This window comes from Chryseobacterium sp. B21-037 (assembly GCF_028570785.1).
Classification (GTDB): Bacteria; Bacteroidota; Bacteroidia; order Flavobacteriales; family Weeksellaceae; genus Chryseobacterium; species Chryseobacterium proteolyticum.
Genome location: NZ_JALGCB010000001.1, coordinates 1,804,612 through 1,818,781 on the forward strand (window position 1 = coordinate 1,804,612; position 14,170 = coordinate 1,818,781).

Consider the following 14,170-nt stretch of genomic DNA (forward strand, 5'->3'; position numbering starts at 1 on the left):
ATAAATGAATTTCTTAAAAATACTGAAAAAATATGTCATAGACAGTCAAATTTATGTCTCCGTAATGGGAACTCTTTTTGCAGTATTTTTCATGAAAGAGCAAAACACATTCCGTTTCCCTTCCGTTTTCTTAATTTTTATCACGTATTTCAGTGGTTATCTTTATACTAAGTATCAATACACTAAGCATTTCTTTAAAATATTAATTTTAAATGCTATAGCCGGCGTAATTTGTGCATTTCTCATCATCCATAATCACAATGAAATAAGATTAATCAAATGGTTTATCATAGTCGTCCTCGGATTGTTATACAATAGCTTTTTTCTGGACGTTTACATAAGAAAAATCCCCTTACTGAAGGTCTTTTATGTGGGACTGGTGTGGGCACTGGTAAATTGCTGGCTTACATTACCGGAATTCAGCCTTTCCATATTTCTGATCAGCTTCTTTTTTATTACGGCGCTTGTCCTTCCTTTTGACATCCGGGATATGAAAAGTGACAGGGTGCAAACCTTTCCCAAACTGATCGGTACCCAGAATACAAAATACATAGCGTATCTTTTGGTTTTTATAAGTAGCCTGCTGGCTTCTTTTTATCTGGATCCGCCCTACGCAGTTTCTTTTTTTCTGGCCAGTGTAATCACCTATATCCTGATCTACTATTCTGAAAACAAAAGAGATGAGGCTTATTTTTCTTTTGGGGTAGAAACCTGTTCTGCACTTCCCTTTTTATTTTTGGGAATAATGAAGTATTTTTGACAAATGATTATTAAGAAACTTTCTCTGTACAATTTCAAGAACCATGCTGAGAAAAAATTTGAATTCTCCCCTCAAATCAACTGTTTTGTAGGTAACAATGGTGTGGGAAAAACCAACATCCTGGATGCCCTCCACTATTTATCCGTGGGAAAAAGTTTCTTAGGGAACACCGATCTTAATAACATAAAAAAGGAGGAAGACTTTTTCACCATTGATGCCGAAGTTCAGAATGATGATAGTGAGGATACTTTAAAAATATCGCAGCCCAAAGAGGCTAAAAAGATCATTAAAAAAAATGATAAAAGCTATGACCGGATGTCTGACCATATCGGTTACCTGCCAAGTGTAATGATCTCTCCCTATGATTCTAATCTGATTTCGGATTCAGGGGAAAGCCGCCGGAAGTTTTTAGATTCTATGATCTGCCAGACTGATTCGGGATATCTTTTTGACCTCATCCAGTATCAGAAAATCATCCAGCAAAGAAATGCCTTATTAAAGTATTTTGCCAAGAACAGAGTATTCGATAAAGATTCCCTCGAGATTTATGATGCTCCTATCCATAATCACGGAACTAAAATTTTTGAGAAAAGAAAAGAATTCGTTTCCCAACTCAATCCTATTGTTCAAAACTTTTATCAGATTATTTCCGGAGGTAAGGAAATGGTATCCGTAATCTACGAATCTCATCTATTGGAATCTTCATTCGAAAATTTACTTAAGGAAAGCCTGGAAAGAGACAGAATGCTGACGTATACTTCCAGAGGAATTCATAAAGATGACCTGCTTTTCGAAATGGATGCCGCACTGATTAAAAAAATAGGATCCCAGGGCCAGCAAAAATCCTTTCTTATTTCGCTCAAACTTGCCCAAATGAGTCTCGTAAAAGAGCTTACCGGTAAAACGCCTATTCTTTTACTGGATGATATTTTTGATAAGCTGGACGACCATCGCGTGGCACAACTTATTGAGTTGGTCAATAAAGAAAATTTCGGGCAGATTTTTATTACAGACACCCATAGAGAAAGAACGGAAAGTGTAGTTAAGAAAATAAATGAGGAAAGTATAATTTTTGAAATCTGATGTGGGAAACAAAGTAGGAAGTTCAGAATGCGGGTTAGAATAAAATTGCTTTTGATCTCCTTTTAAAAACACATAAAAACTCACTTTTCTTTATCAAGCATGAACGTATTAGAGAAAACAGAAACGAAAATATACCATACATTACCTGCAAAAAATAAAAATTTAATCCACAATTTCTAATACATAATCCGAACCTCGGATCTAAAACAATGAAACGAAAAAAAAGAGAATTTCAATCATCTGACCTTGTTAAATCCTTTGCCAGAATACACGGTTTTGAGGATAAATTGATCGCATTTGAAATCAAGGATTTTCTGGAAGATTATCTTGATGAAAGTCTTTTTCAGGAAATCAGAAGTGTAGGGATTCATGACCAATGTATTGTGATCAAAATAGATTCCCCTCTTTTAAAAAATGATTTTAAGATGCGGAGAAGTTTTTACCTGAAGAAATTCCAGGATAAATTTGGTCAAGAGAAGTTTAATGATCTTCAGATTTTGTAGATATGGTATTGTTCATCAGGTCATCCGCATGTTTATCCAGCCTTGAACTTAAAGGGAAAAAGAACTTAAACGGATGACTTAAAAAATACCTGAATATTTCTTTATAAATCTCACTTACCTGTCCGAAATTCAGCTTTCTGGAACGGAACGCTAAAAACATAGACAGCCCGAAGCTTACCAGGAAGTTAAAGAATCCGATTAAGAATACCGTAAAGAAGGAAATCCAGAATGTGTAGGCATCCACAGAGAAATCTTTTCCATATAATCCAAGTGCCAGATTTCCTGCAGCAAAGGTAATGTGCCGGATATCCAGATCCAAACCAAAAAATAAACCTACCGGAGCAGTAGCACCGAGGAAAACCCCGAACCAAAAATTAGATATAATTCCCGGCCAGTTCTTAGCATAGTATTTAGAAAGGTTTTTGGCAAATTTAACCCCGAATAATTTTCTGATGGATATATTTTTTGCGATCCTTTCAGGGATCTGGTAAAATACGGAGTTGTTTCCTATATTTCCCGAAATAATTCCTGAGATGAAAAGATAGAAACCTGCAATACTTGCATGCAAAATAGCTTTTGACTGAAAAGGATCCAGGTCTTTAAGCAGCTTGTCGGATCTGTCGACAGCCAGGTTTTGGGAGAAAAAAACATCCAGCCCATAAATAATAGCCAGAGCTATCGGAAATGATAACGCTACATTTCCCACAAAAGCAATAAACTGACTTCTGAATAGTTTAGAGACAAGATGTGCAAATTCCGTGTTATTTCTTTTGCTGTTTCCTTCTTCGGCAAGTACTTTAGTCATAGTTGCAGCAGTCATTGCCGGCTGCTTGGTTGCTAAAGTAAATCCCATCAGGTAGATCATAACGAATCCCATGGCATAATTCATAGAATATAAAAATGCGTGGGAAAAGTCACTTCCCGGAATATATCCATACAACATTTTCAACACACAGAGTGCTCCTACGATAATTCCACCACCACTGGCTTTATAGAACATTTTCATATATTCTTTCCTGGTGGAGGTAATATAATGTGATCCGGCTTCTGCCGTATGATTTGTAATAAGATGGGAAATCAGTCTTGTACTGTCATTAATAAGCTCTGCGATATTATTCTTATGGGATTTATACCGGAGAATATTAAACATCAGCTGTTTGGATTTGATAATCACATCTTCATCACCATTGATGACCAGAAGCTTGATGATTTCATTAATTCTTTCAATCTGCTGACGGATTTTCAGAAGTGACTGATTGATCTTCCCTGAAATTCCATATTTGGAAGAGTTTTTAAAAGCTATATTAACAAACTCATGACATTGCTGGATGTAGATCTTGATCTGCTTGTAGCTGCTGTCTTTTGAGTGAAGCTGCAATCCGGGCTCGGCTTCCAGTTCTGCAGCAAGGCTTTCCAGCTCGTTTTGTAAAGCTAGAAAAGGATTGTCAAAATTCCTGTATTCGGGAGCCATTCTCACCACTTCCACCTCCATAGCCATTCCTGTAACACGCCAGGAAAGGATATTCATAGAGAAAATAAGCTCTCTTTTAACATTATTTTTTATAATAAAATCAGAAATCCCTAAAATAGTGAGGAACTCATTGACTTCATTTTCAGGAAGATTGTGAAGATATTCAAGATCTTTCTTTGGTCTCAGGCTGATATTATCGATAAGATACCATACCGTTTTCTCCTTTTCTACAGGAGGAAGGACTTTATTAAGGATTCTTTTTTTCAGTTCCGGTAAAAAGGCATTTTCAGAAAGGATATTTGCCTCTGTAAGCGAAAGGTTAAAAGGCCTCCCCTCAAAAATATTGTAGATATAATGTTTAAAATTGGCTGTAAAATCCGGATTACTTTTAAAAAAATTGAGGACATCTGTAAAATCAGCTCTCTTAATGCTTTCCAAAAACTCGGCAAACGGTTCTAAGGAAAGAGTTTCGTTCTTAAAAGAAAAATATTTTTTAAGAACGGTTTCAAAATTTGTGCTGGAATTGAAAAATTTCATTAGTACAAAGATACTATTTCAAACTTACATTTCTCATTTGTCTTAAAATCCAGTTGTGTTTCCTTGTCAGGTAGGCTGAAGGATTTTTAGGGTCATACTCTTTAGGGTTTGGCAAAACAGCCGCTATCCAGGCCGCTTCCGAACTTGTTAGGTCTTTAGACGACTTCCCGAAATAATATTCGGATGCAGCTTCTACTCCAAATACCCCACGTCCCATTTCAATGGAATTAAGGTATCTTTCCAGAATAATGTCCTTACCCCATACTTTTTCAATGATAAAGGTGTAGACAGCCTCTAATCCTTTCCTGATCCAGCTTCTTCCCTGCCAGAGGAAAATATTTTTAGCCGTCTGCTGGGAAATGGTGCTTCCGCCTCTTACTTTTTTTCCTTTTTCATTATGTTTCATCGCTTTTTCAATAGCCACATAATCGAAGCCGTTGTGTGTAAAAAATTTCTGATCCTCAGAAGCAATGACCGCTTTCTTCACATTATTACCCATTTCATCATAGGAAATGTAATCCCTTTGTAATTTTCCATACTGGAACAGGCCTCCGATCTGAGTAATTGTAATGGGTGGATTAAAGAATCTGCCCCATATAATGAACACCACATTCAAAATCAGAATGATAAACAACAGTTGTTTTATTTTTTTCCACATACCTTTAAAAAAAGCACTACAAAAATAAACAAATCCTCCGAGTTATTGCAATTCTTTCATATAGACAAGCTGATATCCCGGCAAAAGTTCGGGATGGAAAATCTTAATATAGTCTTTCAGAACCCAATCCGATCTTACCACACCACTTTCAAAAAAGTCATTCGCTTTTTTAATTTCCCTTCCCGAAATACTGTATATTTTCCCTTTCGAAAATACCCCCAGCTTACTGTAAAAAGGATTTATATTCAGCATTTCTTTTTTTGAAGTATGGTTTCCTGCATTGATCCAGTACTGAACTTTATCAGACTTTGAGAAAACTTCCTCAAAACTCATGGTCACAGCTTTCTCCTCATTGTTATTTTTCAGGATATATTCTGCATTGGCATCTGAAATAAAGTTCGCTACAGACGTTTTTCCTCCGGGTAAATACCAAACATCCCCGTACATCTCATTGGCAAGGACTACCGGCTTATCCTTAGCGGTTAAGGCAAGCTTTTTTAATTCGTTATAGTTCTTTTCAATTTCAGCGTATTTGGCTTCTGCTTCTTTTTCTTTTCCAAAAAGTTTTCCGAACACTTTGAGATATGCTGTTTTTTCAAGTGCTTTTTGCTCAAGGTACTCATCAAAAAAAACAACCTGAATTCCGTTATTTTTTAATAACTGATAGGTATTTTCGAAGCTTGCAATATAGTTGGTGAAAACGGCATCCGGTTGTAAGGAAATAATCTTCTCCACATCGTATTTCTGATCACTTCCTACATTCTGGATCTTCCCTTCCTTAAGCAATCCCTGAATTTTTTCCGAATAAATATATTCGGGACTTGAAATCCCTACGACCAGATTTTCCGCATCCAAAGCTGAAACATATCCCATCAAACTGGCGTTGAGAAGAACCACTTTTTTAAATGGAACCTGAGTATTTTTGAAATCATAGGTATAATTCCCCGACTTGATGTGTAAAATATTAGCTTCATCCTTGTATTGAAGCTTTTTTGAGATAACCGTCCAATCATCGGATGAAATTTTTTGCTCTCTTTTACAGGAAATTAGAGTACAAAACGCAAATAGTAGTAAAATTCTTAGTTTCATGTTTCAAAGAAAAGAAAAAAGTGCTATATTTGCAAACCTTTAAACAATAAGGAAACAATGGCCTCGTGGCGCAACTGAATAGCGCATCTGATTACGGCTCAGAAGGTTACAGGTTTGAATCCTGTCGAGGTCACAAACGCCCAAATGGCTCTAATTTAATCCAAATTGAGCCATTTTTTTGTTCTTAATTTCAGAATAATCCAGAATAATATTTGTTTAAAGCTGTAACTGACCTATTTAAAAATTCTTAATGTGGCAATTCATTACAAAATATAGCTCATTATTTACCTATTTTAGGTTTCCTATATTGTCGAAAATTAACTTGTATGAGTGATCAGAAATTTTTGGAAGAGGAAATAAAAAATGTTAATACCGGAACAAAAAACGCACAACATCATTAAATGTTTGGAGAATATTATTATCTCATTATACGCCAAAGGTATGATTGTGAGCGATATCGATGAGAAGGTTAAAGAACTATACGACTTTGAAATATCTTCCTCTGCTATTTCCATAATTACCAATGCCGTTGCTACCGAAATGGTGAGCTGCCAAAACCGCCCCTTAGAAGATTTGTATTTAATCGGAATCGTATTCGATGTTCGTGAAAACTCCAAGGTCATTAACAAAACCATCTATTTGGCAGTAGGATTACATCGGAAAGTAAAATTACCACTAGAATGCTTTCAAAGAACTAAAAGATATGGAGCTGAATAAATTGGTAAAATGCATCGTTTGTCCCGAAACACCTGTTTTAATCGAATATGAACCGACAGAATGCTGCCCAACTTTCGGCAAAATTATCAATGAAATGATTAATTGGGGAAGAGAACACAGAAAAATTATTATTCTTGATAAGAAAATTAATTAAATTAAAAGAAATTATCATCTTCAATTAAAACGTTTTTACTGCTTTTCACAATAAATAATTTTTTCCCTTTCCATATTAAAAATCAATTCATTATTAATTTCCATCTTCTTAATAAGTTGAAAAAAAGAACATAAATAGTGATAAAGAAGTACTTAACTGCACTCAAATTTTAGAACTGCTTTAAGCGAAAGGATAAATTTAGAAGATTAAATTTTATGTGTTTCAAGTGCCCAGTTCTCAAAAAGTATTTTGCCTGTATTGTATTGCCCAGTGGGAACTAAAAGTGAAGTAGGAACAACAAAATGCATATACTTATTTTCATTGTCTATAATCACTTTTTTATCCTGACCGGTAATTTGAATATACTCAGAGACAAAAGCCTCCATTTTGCCACGTCTTGGTCCTGCAATTTCAATGGTGTTATTTTTAGGTTCTTCCAAAGAAAATTGTACTATGAACTCGGCAACATCATCAAGTGCAATTGGTTGATAGTCTAAGTTCGAAACAAAAACTTTATCCCCTTCTCCCTGAACTTGGATGATGGCTTCCACATGTTCGTGAAATTGTGTTGACCTAATTATAGTGTAAGGTATACCTGAGTTTTTAATAGTATCCTCTTGAAGTTTTTTTGCTCTAAGATAACCGATTTCCAATGCATCATCTGTTCCTACAATTGATAGAACGATATGATGCTTAACACTAGCATTCAATTCTGCTTTGACAAGATTCTTTCCCGCAGTCTCAAAAAATCGAAATGCATTTTCTCCTTCGGGAGAAGATGAATTTGATAGATCTATTACTATTTCAGTTCCGGTCAAGGCTTCCTGAAGCCCTTCACCAGTAAGGATATCAACACCTTGTGATGGCGAGCCAATCACCACTTTATGACCAAGTTTTTCCAATTTGTTAGTTACAAGCCTCCCTGTTAGACCTGTACCTCCTACTACTAAAATTTTCATATCTGATTTATTTAATATTGTAAAGTTTTTTAAAATAAACTGCGCACTTGAACACCAAAGGGATTTTCAAACCAATATCTCCAATATCCATCGGCTCCTCTTTTAGCATAATCATTAGATGTTCCTCGCATACATATTTTTTCACCATTATTCGCAATACCCGCTATACTCCAGTCCAAGATTAGTGATGCTAGATTGCCATCTACATAAACATTCCTTGTTGTAATTTTGATTGGCAATCCGAATTTAAAGAAGCAGTCCAATTCTCGCGCAATCTCCAATCTTCCTCTCCGAGGCTCACCGTTATCACTAATAAAGATTGCATCCTCCTCATAGAAACGAAGCATAGTCTCCGAATGGAAAGAATTCATATGAGCAAGAAAAGAGTCGACTATTCCCTCGGGAGTTTTTGACAATGAGAATACTGAGCTTTCAACAAAATTCTGTCCAATCATAAGACTTAAATTTTCTTTAGAAGTAATTTTTTTGTCTTACAAAATTGAGCAATTGGCATATGCAACGCCACTCACAAATTAAGGTAAAAGGTGGACAAAATAAGGAACAATTTTAATGATCTAAGATTTGGTCTGAGTTTTTAGCGTATTTCTTCCGATATTCACTTGGCGAACAACCTGCTTTTTTACTGAACAGTCTAATGAAATATTTTGTGTCTTGATATCCCAGCTGATAGGAAATTTCCTTGATACTTACCTCCGTATAGTATAGCAATCTTAACGCTTCGTTCATCACTTCCTTTTGAATCAGTTCCGAAGCTGATGATCCAGTCACTTTTTTTACTGTATCGCTTAGATGTCCAACAGTAATATTAAGCTTTTCTGCATATTCAAATGGACGCTTAATACTCCGGAAATGTGATTTTACAAGATTCCTGAATTCCTTTGTGAGACTGATAGAACGTAGACTGATACTTTCGGGATTAATGAATAATTGACGTTCGTAGCACAAAACTGCCTGTTCAATAAAAGCTGAAAGCAATGGTTCTTCAACTTGCCTGTAAGCGATATCGTTCAGATCTTGTAATTTCATCATTGAATCAAAGATTGTTCTAAACCAATCCCGCTCATTATTAGAGAGAGCGATAATCAAGGTTTCCTCTAACAAATTATCCAAACTGGTTTGTGCCGTTCTACCGATATGACGGCTTTCAAAAGACAGATAACAACCGGTTGCGCTAAGAGTCTCTAGAATCTGATGAACTTGTCCAGGAGGAGAGATAAAAAGTGTCCCCACCGGCATTGTTAAATGCTTAAAATCAAATACAACTTCAAGCTGATCAGCTTCAATTAGCATGCAAGTATAATGGTCGTGCCTGTGGGGTGAAAGTGCTTTTATAATACCTGGTGTAGATCCGTTCCAAATACCAACAGCAATCCCACTGCTGTAATCCATTCTATTTAATGTAATTGAATCGTTTTTAGGCATAACAATTTCTTTGCACAACTAATTTAGTTTTTCTTTATTTAATAGTGTATATTATTCAATACTAAAATTAAAGAAGCTGACGAAATCTGCAATTTTTTCATCCGTCACAAAATTAAAAAACATCTATTTTTAACAGTTATCTAAAATTCCAACGTTGCAAAAAGACAGAATTTATAAGTAAAACAAAAAAATTAAGTATATCGTTGACTTTTATCAGTTGGACTTTCAGTTTATGAATCAATGAATTATTTAAACTTCATTTGAATTGTTTAAATAAAAACAGGTAGTATAAAGTAACAAGCAACTTTTACTATTTCAAAAAATAACTGTTACCTTTACATCTTCTTTAAAACTAAAATAGTTATGCAAGGCAATACAGCGTACAGAAAGAAAATAATCAGATCCAGCTATGTCAAATTAACCGGGATATCTATTATCGTTAGTATTATCTGTTGTCTTATATCTTATACTTTAAAACATTTAACAGGACAGGTACAAGAATACCTCTTTGAACAAATTATAGCCACGGAAAACAAATTGTTAATCTTTTTACCAAGTGTAGGTATTACAACAATCTACTTCCTACGTAAATATTTCTTTCAGAACAGAAAAAATAAAGGAATTAAAGAAATATATACTACCCTGGAAACAAGAAAAGATCATCTTCCTTTTTTTAAAATACCTTCTCATTGTGTTAATGGCTTTTTAACAGTGATTTTCGGAGGATCTACAGGAGTAGAAGTGTCAACAGTAGTTGCCACCGCAACAGTTGGTAATCAGGCCTACAAACATTTGCATAGTGCTTGGGCCTACAAGACGGAACTGATATGTGCAGGTATTATAGCGGGTGTAACCGTACTCTTTGGAAGTGCGCTGGGCGGTTTTTTATTTGCATTTGAAGTTATTGCACGTAAATACAATAAAACCTTACTGATCAGTGGAATTAGTTCGATGATTGTAGCTCATCTATTTGTACATTTTTATGACTCAAATCCACTATTTACATTTAAGGTACAGGACTGGCGTTGGCAATCCATACCTTTTGCTATGATACTAAGTTTAATCGGAGGTATATTTGCGCTTTATTTTACGAAAATTGTCATCTACGCAAAAACATTTTTTGGTGGGATTAACAACAATTTCATCCGTGTAAATTTAGGTGCTATAACTGTTGGGGTATTTATCTTTTTTCTTCCGGCTTTATATGGTGATAGTTATCACGGACTTGGTAAAATCCTCGAATGTAGTTCGTACGACATCGTTAATCTCGCATATTTAATTCCTCTGGTTTTGCTTATCTTCATAAAGCCATTGGCGGCTTCCCTCACTCTCGGTGCAGGCGGTGACGGCGGTGTATTTGCCCCTAGTATTGTTACAGGAGCGTTTTTAGGGGTATTTTTTGCCCAATTCTGCAACCATTATTTAGGTACCAATCTTGTGATTATTAATTTTGCGTTATTTGGAGCAGCTGCCATGCTTTCCGCAGCTATTCACGCCCCTCTTACTGCCATGTTTATTATTTCCAGTATAGTACCGTCTGGATATCTATTGCTGTTTCCTTTGTTCATCAGTAGTGTTATTTCTAAAATTCTGGCAAAGAAAATCTATCCTTACAATGTGTATACTTACAAAGAATTTTCAAGCAGCCGGAACGTAATAAATTGATTAAAAGTACCGTACGATATTTAAATACAACAATCATATCAATAACATCTTCTTTGTTTATATTGGATTATTACATTTACTAAAAAATTAATTTGCAAAAACTCTACAACTACAAGTGATTAAATATTAAAATCGGGGTTACTAATTCCTTTTTGATTTGGCTCAAACGAAGTAAATCATCGATAAAAGTGTTTGAAGATACGCTCGTCTTGGTCACAAACAGCCAAATGGCGCCAACTAAAGATAGTTGGCGCCATTTTGATATTTTTTAGTTTGGCATATAATGAATAATCAGATCGCACTTTTACTTTAGAATAGAAATATATATTGTATGCTGATAACAGCATTGATTTTAAAATAATAACCACTTGCATTTTTTTTATTTGACACATCAAAAAATATAGTTATCTAAATTTTTAAGGAACAAGTGTCGTAAAAAGATAAAGGAGAAAAATCGAAATCAAAACTAATCCCTGCATAATATTTGTACGTCCTGTTGCCAGCGAAATCGTAATGATAAATAAAGATAATCCTAACAAAAGCATCGATTTTAAATCTACACCTAATGTCATCCTGAAATCACCTATCACTGAAGACACAGCTACAGCCGGAATACTGAGACCAATACTTGCCAATGCAGATCCAAAAGCCAAATTAAGGCTCGTTTGTAGACGATTATTATATGCAGCACGGATTGCGGCAACTCCTTCCGGTAATAAAACAATTCCGGCTATAATAATTCCAACGATAGATTTTGGGGCTCCTACTTTGAATACAAGATTATCAACATCTTTTGAAAGATATTTAGCTAATAGAACGACAATTCCCAGACATAAAATCAAAAATATAATACTGTAAAACATCATCTTTCGAGTGGGCTTTTCAGGAAGGATTTCATTCTCTTCATTCTCATCATCACTATTTTTAGGAATAGGCGCAATGAAAAAAGCACGGTGTCTAATCGTCTGAACCATTGTAAAACCTATATACAGTAATAGACAGATAACAGATATAAAGATAAGCTGCAAAGATGTATATTCTCCTTCACTGTGACTTGTCGTGTAATTGGGTAAAATAAGAATAAATACAACAATCACAACAAGTGTAATCATTGCAGTACTCACACCCTGCAGTGTAAAAACCTGTTGTTTATAACGGATTGATCCAACAACAATACAAATACCAATAATCCCTGTAAGAATAATCATCACAGCAGCAAAGACCGTATCTCTTGCAAGGCTGATTGTTTCCAAACCTTTTGCACTCAGCATTATCGAAATAATAAGAGAAACTTCTATCACGGTTATTGCAAAAGCCAAAAGTAAGGTTCCATAAGGTTCACCTACCCGATAAGCAATGATTTCCGAATGATAAACCGCTGCTAAAACGGCTCCTATAAGAAAGAAAGTGAGGATCAAAGAATATAAATGTCCCGTTAGCGAATAATGCAGCAAATAAGCTATCCAAGCCAATATTGGGACAATTATCGTCCAGCCTAAAAGATAGATCTTTTTTTTCATATATTTTAATTATCCGATGATTGAAAACTTTGGTGGGTAAAATCAGATAACATAATAGTCGTTCAAAGTTGTTATAAAATGATAATCAATAAATCTTTGTGAAGCCTTGCACAATTCCAACAATTCTTCATCATTGTGGTATTCAAAATTAAAATCGTCAGGAACATCAATTGTATATTCCGTTATTATTTCTGTATCCAGAAGATCGATTGCCATCAGATCATTAAATGAACTAAGCATACTTTTTTCTTTCAGAAGAGGCATTTTCCGCGTGATAGAGTTTTTAAATTTATATAATATAATTGTTTTCATTTTTTTATTTTTTCTTTCTCGAAGGTAACAAGCTGCATTCTAATAGACGAAAGATATTGCTTTAGATCCTGAACCGTAATATCTTACTTATTTATAGACATAAACAGAGGCGTTTCATTCAACAGGAAATACAATTCTGGATGTGAAGACTGAATTTTACCCGTCACTTTAAAAATCTTTCTTGTAAGATTCTGTAAATTATCCGGTGGTCTCATATTTTTTTATTTAAATGAAGCATAACATAGTAGGATATTTTCAAATAAAAAAGGACAGGGGCTTTAAAAGCACCTGCCCCTTTTTCTATTAAATCCATCAAAACATATGTACTATTTCTCAGGATTTAATATGCTCATTATGAAAGTTGAGTATTATTAAGAATCTTAATAACCTCTTCACGGCTTTTGCTTAGTTTATTTTCTAATCTTCCCAGCAATTCATTTTCTTTTCCTTTTTCAAGCACTAAATCTGAATCTTTAAGCTGTGAAAATTTTTCTTTTAATTGTTTCGATTGTTCTTTCCAATCTCCTGTAATTTTAAAAGCCTCATTAGCTTTATTGTGACTTGTATTCATAATTCGAATTTATATGTAACAGAATTATTACAATCCAAAGATGATCTATTTTAATCTTATCCTGTTATACATTTCTAAAGTAGATTTGCATATATCATACATTTTATAAGTCTTCTAAATTTTTCAGCCGTTTTTGCTTCAGTTGCTTATAGAAAGAAGGAGAAAGTCCGGTTATTTTTTTAAACTGGTTGGAAAGATGCGCAACACTGCTGTAATTGAGTTTATAAGAGATTTCAGTAAGATTGAGTTCATCATATAAAAGGAGCTCTTTTACCCTTTCCACTTTATTGATAATGATAAAGTGCTGCAAAGTCATACCTTTCACTTCAGAAAATGTGTTGGCAAGGTAAGTGTAATCATAACCAAGCTTTTCACTTATATAATCTGAGAAATTTTCTTTAGGAAGAGATTCGGAATAATGGATCATTTCTGTGACTGCATTTTTTATTTTTTCGATCAGAATGCTTTTTTTATCATCTAATAACTCAAGTCCGGTTTTAAGGAGATTTTCTTTTAACAGCTGTCGTTGTTCATCCGTAATATCATCCAATATTTCTATAAGTCCTAGATCTACTACGGCATTTCTGATATTCAGTTTTTCAAGCTCCTGATGAACCACCATTTTGCAGCGCAGGCTTACCATATATTTTATATATAACTTCATAATCCTTACCGTATTTCGAGTTTGTCAATCTATATATTGACAACCACTCTTTCAAAGTTAGTCC

General features: G+C 34.6%; 15 protein-coding genes, 1 tRNA gene and 1 pseudogene. 7 read left to right on the forward strand and 10 right to left on the reverse strand.

Going from position 1 to position 14,170, the window contains the following annotated elements; all coding sequences use genetic code 11:
• The first annotated feature begins 4 nt into the window (after positions 1–4).
• The 3 genes from MTQ00_RS07985 (at position 5) to MTQ00_RS07995 (ending at position 2,346) form a co-directional block, all read left to right on the forward strand.
• Positions 5–760, forward strand: coding sequence for a hypothetical protein (locus MTQ00_RS07985; protein ID WP_172278998.1), 756 nt, complete (start codon positions 5–7; stop codon positions 758–760).
• A 3-nt stretch (positions 761–763) separates the two neighbouring features.
• Positions 764–1,843 (forward strand): DNA replication/repair protein RecF, encoded by a 1,080-nt coding sequence (gene recF / locus MTQ00_RS07990; protein WP_172279000.1) that lies wholly within the window; start codon positions 764–766, stop codon positions 1,841–1,843.
• 209 nt (positions 1,844–2,052) lie between these two features.
• The gene (locus tag MTQ00_RS07995) at positions 2,053–2,346 is read left to right on the forward strand and encodes a hypothetical protein (RefSeq protein ID WP_172279002.1); all 294 of its coding nucleotides are present in this window, start codon (positions 2,053–2,055) and stop codon (positions 2,344–2,346) included.
• Here MTQ00_RS07995 and MTQ00_RS08000 read toward each other — a convergent pair.
• From MTQ00_RS08000 to MTQ00_RS08010, 3 genes are read right to left on the reverse strand one after another with little or no spacing between them, the layout of a single operon-like run.
• Positions 2,324–4,354, reverse strand: coding sequence for a recombinase (locus tag MTQ00_RS08000; RefSeq protein ID WP_273648379.1), 2,031 nt, complete (start codon positions 4,352–4,354; stop codon positions 2,324–2,326). The genes MTQ00_RS07995 and MTQ00_RS08000 overlap by 23 nt on opposite strands.
• A gap of 13 nt (positions 4,355–4,367) precedes the next feature.
• Positions 4,368–5,012: a monofunctional biosynthetic peptidoglycan transglycosylase gene (gene mtgA / locus MTQ00_RS08005; RefSeq protein ID WP_172279005.1), complete on the reverse strand. Its 645-nt coding sequence runs from the start codon at positions 5,010–5,012 to the stop codon at positions 4,368–4,370.
• A gap of 42 nt (positions 5,013–5,054) precedes the next feature.
• Positions 5,055–6,101 carry an ABC transporter substrate-binding protein gene (locus MTQ00_RS08010; RefSeq protein ID WP_172279007.1) on the reverse strand — a complete coding sequence of 349 codons (1,047 nt, stop codon included), beginning with the start codon at positions 6,099–6,101 and terminating at the stop codon, positions 5,055–5,057.
• A 59-nt stretch (positions 6,102–6,160) separates the two neighbouring features.
• Between MTQ00_RS08010 and MTQ00_RS08015 the strand changes: the two genes are divergently transcribed.
• The 3 genes and pseudogenes from MTQ00_RS08015 (at position 6,161) to MTQ00_RS08025 (ending at position 6,972) form a co-directional block, all read left to right on the forward strand.
• A tRNA-Arg gene (locus MTQ00_RS08015) sits at positions 6,161–6,234 on the forward strand.
• Positions 6,235–6,464: 230 nt separating this feature from the next.
• Positions 6,465–6,770: pseudogene (locus tag MTQ00_RS08020) on the forward strand (transposase); the annotation flags it as partial.
• 34 nt (positions 6,771–6,804) lie between these two features.
• Positions 6,805–6,972 (forward strand): winged helix-turn-helix transcriptional regulator, encoded by a 168-nt coding sequence (locus tag MTQ00_RS08025; protein WP_249413646.1) that lies wholly within the window; start codon positions 6,805–6,807, stop codon positions 6,970–6,972.
• Positions 6,973–7,178: 206 nt separating this feature from the next.
• Here the strand turns inward: MTQ00_RS08025 and MTQ00_RS08030 are convergent, their stop codons facing one another.
• From MTQ00_RS08030 to MTQ00_RS08040, 3 genes are all read right to left on the reverse strand, one after another.
• Positions 7,179–7,931, reverse strand: coding sequence for an SDR family oxidoreductase (locus MTQ00_RS08030; protein ID WP_056015209.1), 753 nt, complete (start codon positions 7,929–7,931; stop codon positions 7,179–7,181).
• 29 nt (positions 7,932–7,960) lie between these two features.
• Entirely contained in the window at positions 7,961–8,386 is a 426-nt protein-coding gene (locus MTQ00_RS08035; protein WP_273648380.1) for a YybH family protein, read from the reverse strand.
• A 112-nt stretch (positions 8,387–8,498) separates the two neighbouring features.
• Positions 8,499–9,374: an AraC family transcriptional regulator gene (locus MTQ00_RS08040; RefSeq protein ID WP_056015211.1), complete on the reverse strand. Its 876-nt coding sequence runs from the start codon at positions 9,372–9,374 to the stop codon at positions 8,499–8,501.
• Between the two features lie 363 nt (positions 9,375–9,737).
• Here MTQ00_RS08040 and MTQ00_RS08045 point away from each other — a divergent pair, with 363 nt between their 5' ends.
• The gene (locus MTQ00_RS08045; RefSeq protein WP_062672582.1) at positions 9,738–11,039 is read left to right on the forward strand and encodes a chloride channel protein; all 1,302 of its coding nucleotides are present in this window, start codon (positions 9,738–9,740) and stop codon (positions 11,037–11,039) included.
• A 416-nt stretch (positions 11,040–11,455) separates the two neighbouring features.
• Here MTQ00_RS08045 and MTQ00_RS08050 read toward each other — a convergent pair whose 3' ends face one another.
• The 4 genes from MTQ00_RS08050 to MTQ00_RS08065 all read right to left on the reverse strand — a co-directional run bounded on the left by MTQ00_RS08050 (position 11,456) and on the right by MTQ00_RS08065 (position 14,106).
• Positions 11,456–12,559 carry a calcium:proton antiporter gene (locus MTQ00_RS08050; RefSeq protein ID WP_172279008.1) on the reverse strand — a complete coding sequence of 368 codons (1,104 nt, stop codon included), beginning with the start codon at positions 12,557–12,559 and terminating at the stop codon, positions 11,456–11,458.
• A 42-nt stretch (positions 12,560–12,601) separates the two neighbouring features.
• On the reverse strand, positions 12,602–12,871 hold the full coding sequence (locus MTQ00_RS08055; protein ID WP_172279010.1) for a heme oxygenase: 270 nt from the start codon (positions 12,869–12,871) through the stop codon (positions 12,602–12,604).
• A gap of 352 nt (positions 12,872–13,223) precedes the next feature.
• Entirely contained in the window at positions 13,224–13,442 is a 219-nt protein-coding gene (locus MTQ00_RS08060) for a hypothetical protein (protein ID WP_105700755.1), read from the reverse strand.
• A gap of 103 nt (positions 13,443–13,545) precedes the next feature.
• Positions 13,546–14,106 carry a helix-turn-helix domain-containing protein gene (locus MTQ00_RS08065; RefSeq protein WP_228456958.1) on the reverse strand — a complete coding sequence of 187 codons (561 nt, stop codon included), beginning with the start codon at positions 14,104–14,106 and terminating at the stop codon, positions 13,546–13,548.
• Positions 14,107–14,170 lie beyond the last annotated feature (64 nt).

Bases quoted from the DNA above. Each gene is read 5' to 3' on its own strand.
- MTQ00_RS07985 (WP_172278998.1), top strand. From the start codon at position 5: ATGAATTTCTTAAAAATACTGAAAAAATATGTCATAGACAGTCAAATT.
- recF (WP_172279000.1), top strand. From the start codon at position 764: ATGATTATTAAGAAACTTTCTCTGTACAATTTCAAGAACCATGCTGAG.
- MTQ00_RS07995 (WP_172279002.1), top strand. From the start codon at position 2,053: ATGAAACGAAAAAAAAGAGAATTTCAATCATCTGACCTTGTTAAATCC.
- MTQ00_RS08000 (WP_273648379.1), bottom strand. From the start codon at position 4,354: ATGAAATTTTTCAATTCCAGCACAAATTTTGAAACCGTTCTTAAAAAA.
- mtgA (WP_172279005.1), bottom strand. From the start codon at position 5,012: ATGTGGAAAAAAATAAAACAACTGTTGTTTATCATTCTGATTTTGAAT.
- MTQ00_RS08010 (WP_172279007.1), bottom strand. From the start codon at position 6,101: ATGAAACTAAGAATTTTACTACTATTTGCGTTTTGTACTCTAATTTCC.
- MTQ00_RS08025 (WP_249413646.1), top strand. From the start codon at position 6,805: ATGGAGCTGAATAAATTGGTAAAATGCATCGTTTGTCCCGAAACACCT.
- MTQ00_RS08030 (WP_056015209.1), bottom strand. From the start codon at position 7,931: ATGAAAATTTTAGTAGTAGGAGGTACAGGTCTAACAGGGAGGCTTGTA.
- MTQ00_RS08035 (WP_273648380.1), bottom strand. From the start codon at position 8,386: ATGATTGGACAGAATTTTGTTGAAAGCTCAGTATTCTCATTGTCAAAA.
- MTQ00_RS08040 (WP_056015211.1), bottom strand. From the start codon at position 9,374: ATGCCTAAAAACGATTCAATTACATTAAATAGAATGGATTACAGCAGT.
- MTQ00_RS08045 (WP_062672582.1), top strand. From the start codon at position 9,738: ATGCAAGGCAATACAGCGTACAGAAAGAAAATAATCAGATCCAGCTAT.
- MTQ00_RS08050 (WP_172279008.1), bottom strand. From the start codon at position 12,559: ATGAAAAAAAAGATCTATCTTTTAGGCTGGACGATAATTGTCCCAATA.
- MTQ00_RS08055 (WP_172279010.1), bottom strand. From the start codon at position 12,871: ATGAAAACAATTATATTATATAAATTTAAAAACTCTATCACGCGGAAA.
- MTQ00_RS08060 (WP_105700755.1), bottom strand. From the start codon at position 13,442: ATGAATACAAGTCACAATAAAGCTAATGAGGCTTTTAAAATTACAGGA.
- MTQ00_RS08065 (WP_228456958.1), bottom strand. From the start codon at position 14,106: ATGAAGTTATATATAAAATATATGGTAAGCCTGCGCTGCAAAATGGTG.